This window comes from Leeia oryzae DSM 17879 (assembly GCF_000376945.1).
Taxonomy (GTDB): domain Bacteria; phylum Pseudomonadota; class Gammaproteobacteria; order Burkholderiales; family Leeiaceae; genus Leeia; species Leeia oryzae.
Genome location: NZ_AQXU01000008.1, coordinates 1 through 18883, shown reverse-complemented (window position 1 = coordinate 18883; position 18883 = coordinate 1). Strand labels below are relative to the sequence as shown.

Sequence of the window (18883 nt, the reverse complement as noted above, 5' to 3'; positions counted from 1 at the left end):
AAACTCTTAAGTTCAATCTTTAAAACTGGCTTACGTACACTCAAAAAAATTTCTTTTCTTGACTGTGTAAGCACTTATTTCTTTGCAGACCCGAAGGTCTTTGTCCGAAACAAGCACTCACACTTATCGGTTGTTCGTTTGTTAAAGAGCAGTTGCAACCAACTTCAAACTTTCGTAAACTCAGCGATTAATCGCTTCGTTTCGTCGTCTGCGTCAGCAGCAGAGATGCGAACTATACGCACCATCTCCACAACCGTCAACTCCTTTTGACGACATCTTCTGCAAATTCACTCCAAATTCACAATAAACCACTGTTTATATTGGGAAATTATTTTAGCAGAATTTTAACACCCAAAGCACTGTCACGTGAACCGGGCCCCGCAAATGCAAAAAACCACCCGAAGGTGGCTTTTGGGGAGCTACGATTTCTGGTGTTATGGCACCAGAAATGCCTGCTTAAGCAGAGGCAGCTGGCTTGCGGCGGGCAGCAGCGGCTGGTTTGGCAGCATCTGCGGCGTTATTACCTACTTCAACCAGGTCGTCCGTCACTTTTTTAGCAGCTTTGCTTACGGTGTCATAAGCACTGCTGGCAGCGGCGATTGCAGTTTTGATGGCAGCAACAGCAACATCAGAACCAGCTGGGGCTGTTTTTACCAGGTTATCCAGTGAAGAAACGATGTTACGGTTGAATGCTTGTGCTTCTTCTTCGGCGAATGCTGCGAACTCGGCTTGTACACCAGCCAGTGCTTCGTAGTAAGCACGTGAAGCTGTCACGGTTTTTTCTACTGAAGGTTGTGCAACACCGTTCTGGAAAGAGAACAGGCTTTGTACGTCTTTAACGTCGAACAGGGATTTGACTGCCTGAGCTTGATCGGCCAATGCGTCTTTTGCCAAATTCAGGTTCAGTTGAGACAGTTTTTCTGCGCTGTTCAGTTGCAGGTTTGCAAAACGCAGTACTTTGTCCAGTTGTGACTGGCCGAAAAGTGCATATTGTTCGAATGAGGCGAATGGAGTAGTCATGGCAGTCTTCCTATCTTTCTAAATTGAGAAATCTGTGTAGCAACCGGTTTGTTGCGTTGCAATATTTTTTTCTTATTCTAGCGATGTGCACACGAATGTCAAGCGTTATTTTGCATTGCAACATTTTCTTAACGCAATGAAATAAAAGGATTTCTTTAACTCATTATGACAACAGCACTGGCATTGCAGCAGAGATGTGTGCAACGGCAAGGGCTACAGCCCTGATTAAGATACCGTGGGATAAACACAAGACAGTGCATGAGAGATGCAAATATCCATTTCACGCAAAGACAGTCGCCTGGCATTGCGTGTAGTCGCTGATTGGCCTTCAGATGAAAAAACAGCCTCCGGATGCATGGAGGCTGTTTATATATATATATATATGCAATACAACACATCGTGACCATTAGCCACACTACAAGGGCTTATCAGTTCTGCTTGTTGAGTTCTTTTTCGATTTCTTCTTTTGGATACGCACCTGGCAACATGGTGCCATCCGGGAAGAAAATGGCGGGAGTCCCTTGAACGCCTAGGCGATTGCCCAACGCAGCAATGTCCATCAATGGGGTCTGACAATCACCTTTGTTGTCTGGTAATCCTTTGCGAGCTTGCCAGTCCTGCATGGGCTGGTCCATCCAGCGAGTCCAGGCGGCGGCACGGTCTGGCGCACACCAAAGCATGGCGGCTTTACGGGCGGCATCCGGATGCAGTTGGGTTAACGGGAACAGGAAAGTGTAGACAGTCACATTGTCGATCTGCTTCAGGGTTTGTTCCAGGCGATAACAGAAAGGGCAGTCCGGATCTGAGAACACATACATGACACGTTTTCCGTTGCCTTTTTCGACACGGATAGCGGATTCGATCGGGAAGGCTTTAGCGACATTCTTGCGCTCTTGTGCTGCACGCGCTTCTGTCACCTTATGCAATTCATCAAAATGGGCTGAAGTCAGACTTTGTTTGGTTTTCAGGCTGATCAGCTCACCTTGGAAGATGTATTCCACTTTGGCATCGACATAAAAGATGTTTTCTCCATCGACAACCACTTCATAAATACCGGCCAGTGGCGTAGCAGAGACGCTGTCTACTTTGGCTTTGGGTATTTTGGTTGCGAGCAGTTTTTTTACCTGTTCAATATCTTTGCCAGGTAATGCAGCTGCATTACCGGGACCGCATGCCGTTAACAGGGAAACGGCCACTGCCGTCAGGGCAAAACGGGTCAAGCCGCGAAAGAAAGAAAAATTAGCCAACATGCGAATCCCGATAATTTAAAAGTTTAGTAACAGACTGGATCAGCCTAGAGCCTGACGGATCAGCGCCTGCTTGACTGCTGGCACCCGATTGGTCAGATTCAGGCCAACATTTCTTAACCATTTAGGTGCAGCACCAGAAGCATTGAACAGCCGGTGCAGATTTTTTGTCACCCCATCCATTGCTAGGATATCGAAACGGCGATTTCGTTCATAGCGCTGCAGGAAAGACGGTGAACCGGGATCGACAGACGGTGACTTGAGCAGCAAATCGGCCAGGTCTCTTGCATCTTGAAAGCCAAGATTCACCCCTTGACCTGCCAGCGGGTGTACCAGATGTGCGGCATCCCCTACCAGCGCAAGACGCTGTCCGACAAGATCCGGCAATACCAGCGCACGCAGCGGAAAACCCACCGCAGGGGTAATTGGCGTCAGCTTGCCCAAGCGATACCCGCCCGCCTCTGCCACTCGTTGAGCCAGCTGTTCTGGCGCCAGCTGACACAGCTCGTCAGCCAGCGGGTCTTGTGCTGACCAGACCATGGACATGCGGTTACCCGGCAAGGGTAGCCAGGCCAGGATGGAACCATCCGCCTGGAACCATTGCCATGCAATGCCCTGGTGGCTTTTCTCGGTATCAAAGTTGGCGACCACGCCTTTTTGTCCGTAGGGTTTAGGCTGGTCTGCTCGCCCTTTAGCTGATTGAATCTGCTGCCGTACCCATGAACGCGCGCCATCCGCCCCCACGATCAGTCTGGCCGAGAGGGTTTGCTGATTATCCAGTGCAAGTACGGCACGATCCTGCTCGTAGTGAATGGATACAGGGCGGGCGGGCTGGATCAGGGTAAATTTGTCATGCCCGGGCAGTCCTTCCCAGATGGCTTTTTGCAAATGCCGGGACTCCAGAATGATGGCCAGTTCGGACAGATGAGCGTTGTCAGCATCAAAGACCAGCTCACTGCGCTCATCGCCGAAGATCTGCATCTGGTTGACAGGCTGGCAGCGCGAGGCATCCAGCCGTTGCCAGGCACCACAATCTTGCAGGTAACGGCGGCTGCCACGACTGATGGCATAAATGCGCTGATCCCATTCGTAGGGGTCGTCCGGCGGTGTCTGGCCTTCGATCAGCGCGACCGAAAATGCACTGGCGGATAAACGGCACGCCAGACTAGCCCCCACCAGACCACCACCAACAATCACGATATCAAACGATTGAGTCATGGTTTTATATGCTCCGGATGCCATAGGCCAGGTGGCGCAACAGGCGCTTCTTCATGATCGGACTGGATTCCAGTGCCATCAGACCGGCACTGCGCACGTGACCCATGCCTGGAATGCCGAACAGTTTGATCAGACTGTCGGTAAAACCGACACCGTTCAATTTATCCAGCCTTCTGTGCTTGGGATAACGAGCCAGACATTCTGGCGCGCCCGGATCATTGAATGATTGCAAGATTTTGGCAAGATCGGTTGCATCACGAAGACCCAGATTCAGGCCCTGACCGGCAATCGGATGCAGGTATTGGGCCGCATTGCCAATAACCACGCAACGCGGCGCGACCAGCGTTTTGGCGTAGCGAAGACGCAGCGGAATCTGGTGACGTTGCCCGACCGACATAAAGAGACCGGCCTTGCTGCCGACCTGTACTTGCAGTGCATCGAGCAGGTCTTCATCTGACAACGCCATGCGCTGGGTGGTTTCTGCGGATGGCGCGGTCCAGATCAGGGCGTAGCCTTCTGGCCTTGGCAACAAGGCAATGGCGCCATCCGGCAAGAAGCGTTCCAGTGCCGTTTGCTCTGGTTTATGGGTAGCCTCGATCAGTGCGATGAGGGCGGATTGATGGTAGTCCTGTTCGCGATATTCGATGCCAGCCACGCGGGTGGCCAGTTGGCCGCCATCGGCCATCACTACCAGCCGTGCCGTCATGGAGGCAGACGTATTTTCGTGCTGATAACTGATCAGCGCATAGGCGGAGGTAAACTGGATTTGCGTGACTTCTACACCTTGAGCATAGGCACAGCTGGCTGGCAGGCGCTCGACCAGCAAGGGATGCAGTTTGCTGTAGGGGACGACATAACCGAGAACATCTTCGCCGATCTCTGAAGCATGCAGGTGCGTATGTCCGAGGAAACCGCGCTGAGTCACTGAGACGTGCGCAATCGGGGCATCTGCCAGTTGATCTGACCAGCAGGATTGACGGGACAAGAGTTGCTGCCCGCCGGTAGAAATGGCCAGCATGCGCGGGTCATCAACCCGTGGCGTCAGCTCTTTTTCCAGCACGGCAACAGACTTACCCTGTCTGGCCAGCGCATGAGCCAGGTAAGTACCCACTGGCCCGCCGCCTACAATAGCCACATCGACATGATTTGGAAGCATGGGGAAATACTCTTTCCGGGGTTGTGCCGTTGATCCGGACGGTGTGACCACCGGTTTAGCGGTCTGCCATCAGGGATTCGATCTCGGCAACGGTTTTCGGCGCTGCATGCGTCAGGATGCGGTGTCCTTCTGGTGTAATCAGGACATCGTCTTCGATGCGGATACCGATATTCCAGAAGGCTTCCGGCACATCGTCTGCCGGGCGGATATAGATACCCGGCTCGACCGTGACCATCATGCCTGGCTGCAGGGTTGTCCATTGGTCGCCCGTTTTATAACGGCCACAGTCATGGACATCCAGCCCCAGCCAGTGGCCGGTACCGTGCATGTAGAAGCGTTTGTAGGTTTCCTGTTCGATGACTTCATCGACCGTCCCTTTTAACAGCCCCAAGTCCAGCATCCCCTGGCTAAGTACGCGCAAGGTGGCAAAATGACCATCGCGCACCCCGCAACCAGGCTTGGTTTTATCCAGTGCGGCGTACTGCGAGGCCAGCACCAGTTCGTACAAGTCTTTCTGGATCGGATTGAATTTGCCGTTGACCGGGAAGGTGCGAGTGATATCACCGGCATAGCCTTGATATTCGCAACCGGCATCTATCAGCAGCAGTTCGCCGTCCTTCAGAACATCCTGATTGGTGATGTAGTGCAGCACGCAGGCATTGGCGCCACCGGCAACAATGCTGGTATACGCTGGCGAACGGGCACCATTGCTGACGAATTCGTGCAGGATTTCTGCCTCGACCTGATACTCAAAGAGACCCGGGCGAGTAAAGCGCATGGCGCGCAGATGCGCGCTGGCACTGATGTCAGACGCGCGTTGCAAGCGAGCGACTTCTGCCTCGTCTTTCAACAGGCGTAGTGCAGCGATTTCGGGCAGCAGGTCGATGATGCGGTGCGGAACCTCTTCACCGGTACGTTCGACGGACGGGATCAGCTTGCTGCGGATGGCCAGCACTTGCTGGTCGAATGCAGCGTCAAAACCGATCGGGAACACGAGCTGCTGATGGCCTTTGAGCAGATCCGGCAATTTTTCGGTAAATGATTCGAATGCATAGGCTTCGTCAAAACCAAAGACTTCTTTGGCTTTGTCCGGCCCGTAGCGGAAACCGTCCCAGATTTCGCGCTCCAGATGTTTTTCGCGACAGAACAGGATATGCCTTGCCCCCTGACTGCCTGACACCATCACCAGAATGGCTTCCGGCTCTTCGAAACCGGTCAGGTAGTAAAAGTGGCTGTCAAACCGGTAGGCATAATGCGAATCTGCGTTACGGGTTTGTTCTGGCGCAGTAGGCAGCACGACAACTCCGCCACCGAGGTTCGCCCATAATTGTTCGCGACGGGCGCGATAACGGGAGGGTTCGATCTGTGTCATGCTTACCTGCTTGTCTGTGGTCGGTTACAGAAAATTATTCGTCTTCTTCGATCACGGCGGAGGTATATACCTCTTGCACATCATCCAGGTTTTCCAGCGCGTCCAGCAGTTTCTGCATCTTGACGGCGTCATCACCGGTGAAGACCACTTCATTTTCCGGCTTCATGGTGACTTCTTCCATTTCGGCCTTGAAGCCTGCGGCTTCCAGTGCTTCTTTGATCTGGACAAAGTCATACGGCGGGGTAATGACTTCGATGGAACCGTCATCATTGGTGATCACGTCATCGGCACCGACTTCCAGCGCGGCTTCCATCAGGGCATCTTCGTCTGTACCCGGCGCATACACCAGTGTCCCGCAGTGCTTGAACATGAATGCCACGCAGCCATCGGTACCCAGGTTGCCGCCATATTTGGTGAAGGCGTGGCGCACGTCAGCCACTGTCCGGGTTTTGTTGTCGGTCATGCAGTCCACCATCACGGCGGCACCGTTGATGCCGTAACCTTCGTAGCGCAGTTCCAGATAGTCTACGCCATCTTGATCACCAGAGCCGCGCTTGACTGCGCGCTCGATGGTGTCTTTGGTCATGTTGGCACTCAGCGCCTTGTCAATGGCCAGACGCAGACGCGGGTTGATGGTTGGGTCGCCGCCATTTTTGGCCGCAACGGTAATCTCTTTGATCAGGCGGGTGAAAATCTTGCCTTTTTTGGCATCTGCAGCCGCTTTTTTATGCTTGATGTTCGCCCATTTACTGTGACCAGCCATATCTGACCTCTACTCTTTTATATATAACGATGTATCTAATTAGTAAGATGCATAACGGATTAACCGGGGATTCTACCATGAGCGGATGGTGAATTTGCAGCCCCTTCGTCAAGGAAGAATAGCAGCAACAACCCGGCGCCCTTCTCCGGACAGGATATTGAAGGTGCGGCAAACCGCCCCTGTGTCCATGGTTTCGACACCGATTCCGATGCCGGTCAGTGGCAAGGTCAGTTTGGGGTGCACCAGCTGAAAACGGTCTCCCGTCCCCAGCAGCACGACCTCCGGCCGGAAAGACAGCAGGTATTCAAAATGTGCTTCGGTCAGCTCTGCCAGACTGAGGACCGGCCATTGGGTATCGATGACATCCGGCGTAACGATGACGGTACCTTGATACCATTGCTCGCCCACCTGGACCGCACCGTTTTTATACTGCTTGAACAGGTTGCCGGTATCTTGCTGTTGATGAAGTTTCATCGGATTCTCTCTATCGCAAAAGTGCCCCAGACCGGACAAAGAACAACGCAGCATGGCAAACCGGAGCCAAATCCATATTTTTTAAGCAAAAATACAGTATTCATGCCACAGATTCGTGATTGCTCATTGTCGCTGGCGAGGGCATACAGTAGGATTATACCTCTTTGCCTTTTTCTTATAACCATCATTGCAAAATTGTGAGAGAAACATGTCCGGCCCCGACCTGCCTTCAGAGGTAACCAAAATGCGTGCGATCCAGAAATCCAACAAACTGGCTAATGTCTGTTATGAGATTCGTGGACCTGCACTGGCGGCGGCCAAGCACATGGAAGAAGAAGGTCACCGGATCATCAAGCTCAATATCGGCAACCTGCAGCCGTTTGGGCTGGAAGCACCCGAAGAGATCGTTCAGGACGTGATCCACAACCTGCCGGCTGCCAGCGGTTATTGCGACTCCAAAGGCCTGTTCTCTGCGCGCAAGGCCGTCATGCATTACACCCAGCAAAAAGGCATCAAGGGTGTCACCATGGACGACATCTATATCGGTAACGGGGTATCCGAGCTGATTTTGCTGTCGATGAACGCTTTGCTGAACAACGGCGACGAAGTGCTGGTACCTGCCCCTGACTATCCGCTGTGGACCGCCGCGGTGTCTTTGTCTGGCGGTACGGCACGCCACTACCTGTGCGACGAAAACAACGGCTGGCTGCCCGATCTGGACGACCTGCGCAGCAAGATTACCGACAACACGCGCGCCATTGTCATCATCAACCCGAACAACCCGACCGGCGCCGTCTATCCGGACGACATGCTGAAAGCGTTGCTGGAAGTGGCGCGCCAGCATCAGCTGATCGTGTATGCCGATGAGGTATACGACAAGATTCTGTATGACGGTGAAAAACACACCGCGATTGCATCGCTGGCGGAAGACGTGTTTTGCGTGACCTACGGCGGCCTGTCCAAAAACTACCGTGCTTGTGGTTTCCGCGCCGGCTGGATGATTTTGTCTGGCGACAAGCGCCATGCGGCTGACTACATTGATGGCCTGAACATTGTGGCCAGCATGCGCCTGTGTGCCAACGTGCCGGCGCAATACGCGATCCAGACCGCGCTGGGCGGCTACCAGAGCATTAACGACCTGGTGGCACCCAGCGGACGCTTGTACAAACAGCGTGATCTGGCATGGGAAATGCTGACCAGCATCCCCGGGGTGAGCTGCGTGAAACCGAAAGGTGCCTTGTACCTGTTTCCGAAGCTGGACCCGAAGATGTACCCGATTGTGGACGACCAGCAGTTCATTCTGGAATTGCTGCAGGAAGAAAAAGTGCTGTTGGTCCAGGGCACCGGGTTTAACTGGCCAAGACCAGACCACCTGCGCGTGGTGTTCTTGCCTAACCAGGATGACCTGACCGATGCCATGAACCGCATTGCGCGTTTCCTTGACCATTACCGCAAGCGTCATGCGGGCCAGTAAGCCGGGAGCCTGAGACCATGCATATTGTTCATGTCACGGATGCCGCAGGCCGGATTGTTGAATCTGACTGGCTGGTGAAAGCCGAGCCGGTACACCGGCAGCTGCGCCCGCAGATACCTGAAGATTATGCGCTGGCCATGCATGGCGTGTTTGCAGATGGCGGCGAGATGATCGTCGCTGTCGATAAGGACAATACGCGTGTACTGGGGGTGGCGGTGTTCCGCACCTACCGGAACACGTTTAATGGCATTCATTTTTACGTAGATGACCTGGTGACGGATTCAGCCCAACGCTCACAAGGCGTAGGCAAGCTGTTAATCGACCATTTGTCTGATCTTGCCGCAGTACGTGGGGCGAGCAAAGTCACGCTGGATTCTGGCGTGCAGCGCGAACAAGCCCACAAGTTTTATTTCCGCGAGCAATTTGTTATCTCCTGTTTTAACTTTACAAAGAAACTTGAATCATGAAACCGATCAAAGTAGGTCTACTAGGCATAGGGACAGTGGGCGGCGGTACTGCCGCCGTATTGAAGCGTAACGCTGCAGAGATTACCCGTCGTGCAGGTTGTCATATTGAATTGATCGAAGTTGCGACCCGTACCATTTCCCGCGCCGAAGGCGTGGTGGATGCGGGTGTCAAAGTCTCTGCCGATCTTGAAAGCGTAGTGAACAACCCGGATGTGGATATTGTGGTTGAGCTGATTGGCGGCACCGGGCTGGCCAAGGATTTGATGCTGAAAGCCATCGAGAATGGCAAACACGTGGTGACCGCCAACAAGGCGCTGATTGCCACCTGCGGTAACGAGATTTTTGCCCGCGCGCGCGAAAAGAACGTGATGATTGCGTTTGAAGGTGCAGTGGCGGGTGGTGTGCCCATCATCAAGGCGATTCGTGAAGCCTTGAGTGCCAACCGGATTGAATGGGCGGCCGGTATCATTAACGGCACGTCTAACTTCATTCTGACCGAAATGCGTGAAAAAGGCGCCAGCTTTGCTGACGTGCTGAAAGAAGCGCAGCGTCTGGGTTATGCCGAAGCCGACCCGACCTTTGATATCGAAGGTAATGACGCCGCCCACAAGCTGACCATTATTGCGGCGCTGGCGTTCGGGATTCCGTTCCAGTACGACAAAGCCTACATTGAAGGCATCAGCACGCTGGATGCGGCTGATATCAAGTACGCCGAAGAACTGGGCTACCGCATCAAGCTGCTGGGGATTACCCGCCGCGCGCCAAACGGTATCGAACTGCGCGTACACCCGACCCTGATTCCGGAAAAACGCCTGATTGCCAACGTGAACGGCGTGATGAACGCCGTGCTGGTGAAAGGCGATGCCGTAGGCTCAACCATGTATTACGGTCCGGGTGCTGGCGCCGAGCCAACCGCATCTGCCGTGGTTGCCGACATTGTGGACGTGGCCCGCCTGCTGACCGCAGACCCGCAGCACCGCGTGCCGCTGTCTGCATTCCAGCCAGACATGCTGTCCAGCGACCCGATTCTGCCGATTGATGAAGTGGTGTCCAGCTACTACCTGCGCATGCAGGTGACCGACCAGGCGGGTGTGATGGCCGAGATTACCGGCATTCTGGCCGAGAACAATATCTCGATTGAAGCCCTGCTGCAGAAAGAGGCTCACGGCGGTACCGCCGAGATCGTGATCCTGTCTCATCTGGCCGTTGAAAAACAGGTCAATGCCGCGATCAAGCGTATCGAAGGCTTGGCGGCCTCTCGCGGTAAAGTGGTGAAACTGCGGATGGAAACACTGGGTTAACGATTGGCAACAGGGGCCGGCACTCCCGGCCCCTGATTCTCCGGCAAGAAAACGGAAAGACAAGGCATGAAAAAAGCACTGAATGTAGTCAGCATGTTGATGGCAGCGGGTATCGCAATGGGGAGCGTATCCTCAGTGAATGCTGCAACGGCAGCTGAAATCAAGGACTTCAAGCAGAACTTCTTTCAGCGCTGCGTGAATGACCACGTTTTCAAGGATGTAGAGAACCTGCTTGCTGCGGTATCTGCACCGATGGATGAAAAACGGGCATGTAACTGTCTGGTCGAGAAAACCGCCAAGGTACCTGGCATTGTGGATGCGCTGGCGAATGAAGACGAAAACTCGGCAGATAGCCACTGGGCGACCCTGAAGGTATACGAAGCCACCTTCAACTGTTCTGCCGAGAGCGCCCGCCAGGCTGCCAGCAGCATGCAATAAGCGCATCGTTTATCCGGAAATACACCGGTTACCCGGTTTTGGGTAGCCGTTTACCAAGGTCTCAAGGTAGCTTTTATGCAATACATCAGTACACGTGGCGGCATGGCCCCACAAACATTTTCTCAGGTATTACTGTCTGGTCTGGCACCGGATGGCGGTCTGGCCATGTGCGAGACCTACCCTCAGGTCACCGGTGCCGAACTGGATGCATGGCGCAAGCTGAGCTATGCCGAACTGGCATTCGAGGTGATTCGCAAGTTTGCTACCGATATTCCGGAAGCCGACCTGAAAAGCATCATCCAGAAAACCTATACCGAGGCCGTGTTTGGCACCGCGGATATTACCCCGGTCAAAACCCTGGCACCTAACCTGCACGTACTGGCCTTGTCCAACGGCCCGACGCTGGCCTTTAAAGACATGGCCATGCAGTTGCTGGGTAACCTGTTTGAATACACGCTGGGCAAGACCAATGCCCAGTTGAACATTCTGGGTGCCACTTCTGGCGATACCGGCTCTGCGGCCGAGTACGCCATGCGGGGCAAAAAAGGCATCAAGGTTTTCATGCTGTCGCCGCACGAGAAGATGAGTCCGTTCCAGACTGCGCAGATGTTCAGCCTGCAAGACCCTAACATCTTCAACATTGCCGTTAAAGGCGTGTTTGATGACTGCCAGGACATGGTGAAGGCGGTTTCCAATGACCACTCCTTCAAGGCTAATCACCAGATCGGCACGGTTAACTCGATTAACTGGGCGCGCGTGGTGGCGCAGGTGGTGTACTACTTCAAGGGCTATCTGGCGGTCACGACCGATAGCAGCCAGAAGGTGTCTTTCTCTGTCCCTAGCGGTAACTTCGGTAACATCTGTGCCGGGCACATTGCCCGCCAGATGGGCCTGCCGATCGACAAGCTGATTCTGGCGACCAACGAGAACGACGTGCTGGACGAATTTTTCCGTACCGGTGTGTACCGTGTGCGTTCTTCTGCAGAAACCCAGCAGACCAGCAGCCCGTCCATGGATATTTCCAAGGCGTCCAACTTTGAGCGCTTCATTTTTGACCTGACCGGTCGCGATGCCAAACAAACGGCAGAGTTGTTCCGCAAGGTGGATCAAGAAGGTGGTTTTGACCTGTCCGGTACCGAGCTGTTTGCCAAGATCCAGTCTTACGGTTTTGTGTCTGGCCGCAGCAGCCATGACGACCGCGTGAAGACCATCAAGCAAGTGTGGGATACCTACGGCATGGAGGTTGATACCCACACCGCCGACGGTATCAAGGTGGCACTGGAAAAACGTGACCCGGCAGTACCTGTGCTGTGTCTGGAAACCGCGCTGCCGGCCAAGTTTGAAGCGACGATGATTGAGGCACTGGGCCGTAAACCTGCGCGTCCGGCCGCTTATGAAAACATCGAAGCCTTGCCGCAGCGTTTTGAAGTGATGGATGCCAGCGTAGAACAGATCCAGGCATTTATTGACCAGCACACACGGTAATCCGATCCGGACATCATTCATGAGTGTGTTGCCGACAAAGCCTTCCTTGTGGAGGCTTTGTTGTTTTTGTGCCCTGCACATGCGGGTAAGGGGGTACTCAGCCTCCGGCGGTATTCTCTTGCGCCATCATTAGCAGGAACAACCCTGCCTGATTCGAAACGCCGAGCTTGGCGTACATATTGCGGCGGTGGGCTTTGGCAGTGTCGATGGAAATCCCCAATTGCCGAGCCACACCCTTGGTGGAGTGCCCACCCAGAATCAGCAGTGCGACTTCGACTTCCCGCTCGGTCAGGTGCGGTTTGCCGCGCTGACGCAAGGACTCTTTCACTTCTTCGCTGCGCACATGGTCCTGGCTGGCTTGTGCTTCTTGCGACAGCACCGTATCCGCTTCTGCGGCCAGACGCATCAGATGCAATAACCACGGCAAAAACAGGTAGCAAAAACCGATTTCCTCATCCGTAAACCTGCGTTTACTGCCCAGCGAAAACGACAATACCCCTCTGCCCTGCATCGGGACCAGAAACTGGACTTCGTCCTCTACGACATTCAGCGAAAAATAGCGGCGGAAATACTCGGTCTCGCGGAAGTGTTCTGGCGCGACTTCATCCAGCCGGTAGAAACCGGGCTCGGTAGCGGTCATGGAAAAGGTATAGAACGGGTCCAGCAGATAGATACCACGGGCGTAGTCATGAAAGAGGTTGCTATCGGCTACATTGGCGCCTTTGTCGGCCAGCACCGTCGGGTCTTCGCTGGGGCGGAACAGCATGGCGACCCAGGTATCGAAATGCATGTGTTCACGCAGAAAACCGGCCAGTGCCGGCCAGAATTCTTCTTTGCCGACCCGGGCCATCAGGCGCCCTAGTCGTTGGTGAAACGCCAGTTCAGAAACAGAAAAAGACATCTTATTACCCCAGAGGGTGAGAGACGCGCGGTTATCTCACCCATACACGCGATGTTTGGCAAAAACCACCCTTGTTAGTATCACTCCATCCAATACAGAAACCTTGGTGTGCCGAATGGATGACGTGTCCCTGACCGTTCATGTCACCCGCTCATTGCGATAGCAGCCAAGGCCACCCTAACAGGAGATTGTCATGAATGCAACCCGACTGGCGGACTGGGAAGACAAGGCCGCATCACTGGTGTTCCGCCATCAGGCATATATCAACGGCCGATTTGTGGATGCCACCGACGGCCGCACCTTCCCGACCGTCAACCCGTTTACCGGCAAGGTACTGGCCAATGTGGCGCGGTGTGACAGTGCCGATGCCGACTTGGCGGTGAAGGCGGCCAGACGCAGTTTTGAGTCGGGCGTCTGGTCCCGCATTCACCCGCGGGAGCGCAAGAAAGTGCTGCAGGCGCTGGCGCAACTGATGGAGCAGCATCAGGAAGAACTGGCCTTGCTGGATTCGCTGGACATGGGCAAACCGGTAATGGATGCGCTGACGATTGATGTGCCCGGCTCGGTGGGGGTGCTCAACTGGTATGCCGAAGCGGCAGACAAACTGTATGACCAGGTTGCACCGACCGCACAAGATGCGGTGGCGCTGATCACCCGCGAGGCAGTGGGCGTGGTGGCGGCGGTCATCCCGTGGAACTTCCCGCTCGATATGGCCATCTGGAAACTGGCACCGGCGCTGATTGCCGGCAACAGTGTCATTCTGAAACCGGCGGAGCAATCCCCCCTGTCGGCCTTGCGGCTGGCCGAGCTGGCTTCTGAGGCCGGCTTGCCGGATGGCGTGTTGAATGTGTTGCCAGGCTATGGCCATGAAGTGGGCCAGGCGCTGGGGCTGCATCCAGACGTGGATTGCATCACCTTTACCGGCTCGACCGAGATTGGCAAACGCTTCTTGCAGTATGCCGGTGAATCCAACATGAAAATGGTCTGGCTGGAATGCGGTGGCAAAAGTCCGAATCTGGTGTTTGCCGACTGCAAGGATCTGGACATGGCCGCCAAGCGTGCGGCACTGGGGATTTTCTTCAACCAGGGTCAGGTGTGTTCTGCCAATGCGCGTTTGCTGGTGGAACGCAGCATCCATGACCAGTTTGTCAGCAAGCTGCAAGCCGAAATAGCCGGTTTCCGTCTGGGGAACCCGCTGGACCCTGCCACCTCATTGGGGACGCTGGTAGACGCCAAACAAACGGCACGGGTGCTCAGCATGATCCAGACAGGCAAGCAGGAAGGTGCAACCTTGCTGACCGGTGGCGAGCAACAGCAGATTGGCGAGAGCGACCTGTTCATCCGCCCGACCGTGTTTACCGATGTCACGCCGGACATGACCATCGCCCGCGAAGAAATTTTTGGGCCGGTACTGGCCATCATCCCGTTTGATAGCGAAGCCGAAGCGGTAGCCATTGCCAACGACAGCATCTACGGTCTGGCGGCTTCTGTGTGGACAGACGACCTGAGCCGTGCACACCGCCTGGCACGGCAACTGAAAGCCGGCACGGTATCGATCAATACCGTGGATGCGCTGGACCCAGGCATTCCGTTTGGCGGCTTCAAGCAATCCGGCTTCGGGCGCGACCTGTCATTACACGCTGTGGATAAATTCAGCCAGCTAAAAACCACCTGGATCAGCCTCAAGGCTTGACCGTTTCCTTCAAGGAGAGAGACATGAGCAATCTGCTAACCCAACACTTGTATAGCACCGAGACCTATCAGGAACTGGATGCCAAACACCACATCAACGCCTTTCTGGACCAGAAAGCGCTCAATGAAGAGGGTCCGCGCGTGATGGTAAACGCCAATGGCCTGAACATCTGGGACAGCGATGGCAAACGCTACCTGGACGGGATGTCCGGCCTGTGGTGTACCAACATCGGCTATGGCCGTCGCGAGCTGATTGAGGCAGCCACCCAGCAGCTGGAGCAGCTGAGCTACTACAACCTGTTTTTCCATACCACGCACCCGTCGGTACTCAAGCTGTCCGAGAAACTGTTTGAGCTGTTGTCGGACCGTTTTTCGCACGTGATTTACACCAATTCGGGCTCGGAGTCGAACGAGGTACTGATCCGTACCATCCGTCGCTATTGGGATGTGGTAGGCAAACCAACCAAGAAAATCTTCATCAGCCGCGAAAACGGGTACCACGGATCAACCGTAGGGAGTGCGTCACTGGGCGGCTTCAAGTTCATGCACGAGATGGGCGATTTGCCGATTCCCGGCATCGTGCACATTGGCGAGCCGTATTACTACGCCCACGGCGGCGACATGACACCGGAGGAATTTGGCCTGGCCCGTGCGCGCGAGCTGGAAACCAAGATTCTTGAGCTGGGTGCCGACAACGTGGCGGCCTTTGTGGCGGAACCGTTCCAGGGTGCAGGCGGCATGATCTTCCCGCCAGAAAGCTACTGGCCGGAAATCCAGCGCATCTGCCGCAAATACGATGTGCTGCTGTGCGCCGACGAGGTGATTGGCGGGTTTGGCCGCACCGGTGAATGGTTTGCCCATCAGTACTTCGGGTTTGAGCCGGATACCTTGTCGATCGCCAAAGGGCTGACCTCCGGCTATATCCCGATGGGCGGGCTGGTTCTGTCCAAGCGCATTGCCGATGCCCTGGTGGAAAAAGGCGGCGTGTTTGCCCACGGACTGACCTACTCTGGCCACCCGGTAGCTGCCGCAGTCGCGCTGGCAAACATCGAGACCATGCAGCGGGAAGGCATTGTCGAGAAGGTCAAACAGGATACCGGCCCGTATCTACAGAAAAACCTGCGCGAGATGTTCGCCCAGCATCCGCTGATTGGCGATGTACAGGGCGCGGGCATGGTAGCGGCCATCCAGTTTACCGAGAACAAGGCGACCCGCAAGCTGTTTGCCAACGAAGCCGACATTACCTGGCGCTGCCGCAGCTTTGGCTTTGAAGAGGGCGTGATCATCCGCTCTACCGCCGGGCGCATGATCATGGCACCCGCGCTAGTGGCCACGCATGCCGAGATTGATGAACTGCTGGAAAAAACGCAGCGTGCGGTAGACCGGACCGCACAAGAACTGGGCATTTTGTAAGTCTGCCGGTGTCTTGGGACTGAAGACGACATTTCCCCCTCCTCGAATGTTTTCTTCGGTCTCTTTTTTAATGAATTCCGTATGTTAACCGTCGCAAAACCTGTTACTTCAACCATGGAGAGAGAACATGAAGTTACATCACACGCTATACACGACGTTACTGTTGGCTACCTCGCTGCCGTCGCTGGCGGCAGAGGAAAAAGTCCTCAACATTTATAACTGGAATGACTACATCGGCAAGAATACCGTGGCCCGGTTCGAGAAAGAAACCGGCATCAAGGTCAAATACGATGTGTATGACAGCAACGAAACCCTGCAGGCCAAATTGCTGACCGGGCATAGCGGCTATGATCTGGTGTTTCCGTCGCTGGAGTTTGCCGGCAAGCAGATCAACAGCGGCGTACACCGTCCGGTAGATAAAAAGCAGCTGACCAACTACGGCAACCTGAACCCGATCCTGCTGCAAAAACTGACCACGGTGGACCCCGGCAACAAATACCTGGTGCCTTACATGTGGTTTACCACCGGCATCGGCATCAACGAAGACAAGGTCAAGAAAGCGCTGGGTGGCGATTTGCCAACCGATATGTGGCGTCTGGCATTTGACCCGACGTATACCAGCAAGCTGAAATCTTGCGGGATTTCGTACATGGATACGCCAAGCGACATGTTCACCATGGCCAACATCTACCTGGGCAAAGGGGGTACGGATTACAGCAAGGATACCCTGGCCACCACCACGGCCGCACTGGCCAAAGTACGCAAAGACGTGCGGGTGTTCAACTCGTCACCGATCGACCTGCTGGCCAATGGTGATGTCTGTCTGGCCGTGGCGTACTCCGGCGATGTCTACATGGCCCGCAATCGGGCAGTAGAAGCCAAGAACGGTCAGAAGATCCGTTTTGTCATCCCCAACAAGGGTACCCTGATGTCGCTGGACAGCATGGTCATCCCGAAAGATGCCAAACATCCGGACAATGCGCTAAAGTTCATCAACTTCATGCTGAAACCGGACGTGATTGCTGACGCCACCAACGAGGTGTTCTACGCCAACGCCAACGACAAGGCCACCCCGTTTGTCAGCAAAGAGATTGTCTCTGACCCGAACATCTACATTCCGGATGCGCTCAAGGTACAGCTGGTGGCCAAGAAAGTCATCAAACCCGAGGAACAGCGCCTGCTGACGGATTTTTATACCAAATTCAAGTCATCCAAATAAATCATCCAGTCGTTATACGGCCGGGCCTGACGGGCCCGGCCCCGGATGAAGAGACAGACACCCGCAGCACGCGCATTTGCACCACCAATTATCGTATGGCCGGTTCAACCCTACCCTGTTAGCCCCCGAGACCATCTTGTTAATACCCGGACCACGACGGGTATGCCCCTGCACCTGCTCGTGCCAGATAGCGGCTCCTGCGGGTGAGCAGGGTTTGCTGCAGATTTTCAAATACAAGGAGCGCCATTGTGCCCAAAGACAACAGCACGGTGAAATCAGATTCATACTTGCAAATTCAAACCATCGTCAAAAAGTTTGGCGATGCAACCGCGGTAGATCACATCGATCTCACCATTAAAAAACACGAGATCTTCGCCCTTCTGGGCAGCTCCGGCTGTGGCAAGTCCACCCTGCTGCGCATGATGGCCGGGATGGAAACCCCGACCTCCGGCAAGATCATCCTCGACGGTGAAGACATCACGGCCCTGCCACCTTACCGCCGTCCGATCAACATGATGTTCCAGTCCTACGCCCTGTTCCCGCACATGACCGTCGAACAGAACATCGCCTTCGGCCTGAAACAGGACAAACTGCCGGCTGACGAGATCATCGACCGCGTCAGCAAGATGCTCGACCTGGTGCAGATGAAAAAATACGCCAAGCGCAAGCCGCACCAGTTGTCTGGCGGCCAGCAACAGCGTGTAGCGCTGGCCCGCTCGCTGGCCAAACGCCCGAAACTGCTGCTGCTGGACGAACCGCTCGGCGCGCTGGACAAGAAACTGCGCCAGCAAACCCAGCTGGAACTGGTGAACGTGATCGAGAAAGTCGGCGTGACCTGCATCATGGTGACCCATGACCAGGAAGAAGCCATGACCATGGCCTCGCGCATCGCCATCATGTCCGAAGGCAAGCTGCTGCAAGTCGGTTCACCGACCGAGATCTACGAACACCCGAACTGCCGCTTCACCGCCGAGTTCATCGGTGAAACCAACCTGTTCGAAGGCAAGCTGCTGGTAGACGAACCAGGCTACATCATCGTCGGTTCTGACGACCTGCCGCGCGGCATCTACATCAACCACGGCGTGACCGGTCCGGCCGGCATGGAACTGTCGGTGTCGATCCGTCCGGAACGCGTGCACGTGACCCGTCAGCAGCCGGAAGGCGAGTACAACTGGTCCGAAGGCGAAGTCAGCGACATCGCCTACCTGGGCAGCTACTCGTTCTTCCACGTCAAGCTGCCAAG

At 54.9% G+C, this 18883-nt stretch carries 17 protein-coding genes; 9 read left to right on the top strand and 8 right to left on the bottom strand.

Annotated features, from left to right (window positions below; translation table 11 throughout):
- Positions 1–456 precede the first annotated feature (456 nt).
- The 7 genes from F552_RS0100235 to F552_RS0100205 form a co-directional block, all read right to left on the bottom strand.
- Entirely contained in the window at positions 457–1020 is a 564-nt protein-coding gene (locus tag F552_RS0100235) for a phasin family protein (protein WP_018149701.1), read from the bottom strand.
- A 428-nt stretch (positions 1021–1448) separates the two neighbouring features.
- Positions 1449–2270, bottom strand: coding sequence for a DsbC family protein (locus tag F552_RS0100230; RefSeq protein WP_018149700.1), 822 nt, complete (start codon positions 2268–2270; stop codon positions 1449–1451).
- A 39-nt stretch (positions 2271–2309) separates the two neighbouring features.
- A complete protein-coding gene (locus tag F552_RS0100225) occupies positions 2310–3485 on the bottom strand; it encodes a UbiH/UbiF family hydroxylase (RefSeq protein ID WP_026182244.1) in 1176 nt (391 codons plus the stop codon).
- A gap of 4 nt (positions 3486–3489) precedes the next feature.
- Complete coding sequence (locus F552_RS0100220) at positions 3490–4641, bottom strand: FAD-dependent oxidoreductase (protein ID WP_018149698.1); 1152 nt, start codon at positions 4639–4641, stop codon at positions 3490–3492.
- Between the two features lie 55 nt (positions 4642–4696).
- Positions 4697–6013 carry a Xaa-Pro aminopeptidase gene (pepP, locus tag F552_RS0100215; RefSeq protein WP_018149697.1) on the bottom strand — a complete coding sequence of 439 codons (1317 nt, stop codon included), beginning with the start codon at positions 6011–6013 and terminating at the stop codon, positions 4697–4699.
- Positions 6014–6047: 34 nt separating this feature from the next.
- Entirely contained in the window at positions 6048–6776 is a 729-nt protein-coding gene (locus tag F552_RS0100210; protein ID WP_018149696.1) for a YebC/PmpR family DNA-binding transcriptional regulator, read from the bottom strand.
- Positions 6777–6884: 108 nt separating this feature from the next.
- On the bottom strand, positions 6885–7250 hold the full coding sequence (locus F552_RS0100205; RefSeq protein WP_018149695.1) for an Mth938-like domain-containing protein: 366 nt from the start codon (positions 7248–7250) through the stop codon (positions 6885–6887).
- A gap of 208 nt (positions 7251–7458) precedes the next feature.
- Here F552_RS0100205 and F552_RS0100200 point away from each other — a divergent pair, with 208 nt between their 5' ends.
- The 5 genes from F552_RS0100200 (at position 7459) to thrC (ending at position 12415) form a co-directional block, all read left to right on the top strand.
- Positions 7459–8724, top strand: a complete 1266-nt coding sequence (locus F552_RS0100200) for a pyridoxal phosphate-dependent aminotransferase (RefSeq protein ID WP_018149694.1) — start codon at positions 7459–7461, stop codon at positions 8722–8724.
- A 17-nt stretch (positions 8725–8741) separates the two neighbouring features.
- A complete protein-coding gene (locus F552_RS0100195; RefSeq protein ID WP_018149693.1) occupies positions 8742–9191 on the top strand; it encodes a GNAT family N-acetyltransferase in 450 nt (149 codons plus the stop codon).
- Positions 9188–10492, top strand: coding sequence for a homoserine dehydrogenase (locus tag F552_RS0100190; protein WP_018149692.1), 1305 nt, complete (start codon positions 9188–9190; stop codon positions 10490–10492). Before F552_RS0100195 ends, F552_RS0100190 begins: the two co-directional genes overlap by 4 nt.
- 66 nt (positions 10493–10558) lie before the next feature.
- Positions 10559–10930, top strand: coding sequence for a hypothetical protein (locus F552_RS0100185; RefSeq protein ID WP_018149691.1), 372 nt, complete (start codon positions 10559–10561; stop codon positions 10928–10930).
- A gap of 75 nt (positions 10931–11005) precedes the next feature.
- Positions 11006–12415 (top strand): threonine synthase, encoded by a 1410-nt coding sequence (thrC, locus tag F552_RS0100180; protein WP_018149690.1) that lies wholly within the window; start codon positions 11006–11008, stop codon positions 12413–12415.
- A 97-nt stretch (positions 12416–12512) separates the two neighbouring features.
- Here the strand turns inward: thrC and F552_RS0100175 are convergent, their stop codons facing one another.
- Positions 12513–13316 carry a helix-turn-helix transcriptional regulator gene (locus tag F552_RS0100175; protein WP_018149689.1) on the bottom strand — a complete coding sequence of 268 codons (804 nt, stop codon included), beginning with the start codon at positions 13314–13316 and terminating at the stop codon, positions 12513–12515.
- Between the two features lie 193 nt (positions 13317–13509).
- Between F552_RS0100175 and F552_RS0100170 the strand changes: the two genes are divergently transcribed.
- From F552_RS0100170 to F552_RS0100155, 4 genes are all read left to right on the top strand, one after another.
- Positions 13510–15009, top strand: a complete 1500-nt coding sequence (locus tag F552_RS0100170; protein WP_018149688.1) for an aldehyde dehydrogenase — start codon at positions 13510–13512, stop codon at positions 15007–15009.
- Between the two features lie 23 nt (positions 15010–15032).
- Positions 15033–16421: an aspartate aminotransferase family protein gene (locus F552_RS0100165; RefSeq protein ID WP_018149687.1), complete on the top strand. Its 1389-nt coding sequence runs from the start codon at positions 15033–15035 to the stop codon at positions 16419–16421.
- 127 nt (positions 16422–16548) lie between these two features.
- The gene (locus tag F552_RS0100160; RefSeq protein ID WP_026182241.1) at positions 16549–17640 is read left to right on the top strand and encodes a polyamine ABC transporter substrate-binding protein; all 1092 of its coding nucleotides are present in this window, start codon (positions 16549–16551) and stop codon (positions 17638–17640) included.
- A 269-nt stretch (positions 17641–17909) separates the two neighbouring features.
- Positions 17910–18883: ABC transporter ATP-binding protein (locus F552_RS0100155; protein ID WP_211208195.1), on the top strand; the 974-nt coding region annotated here is incomplete at its 3' end.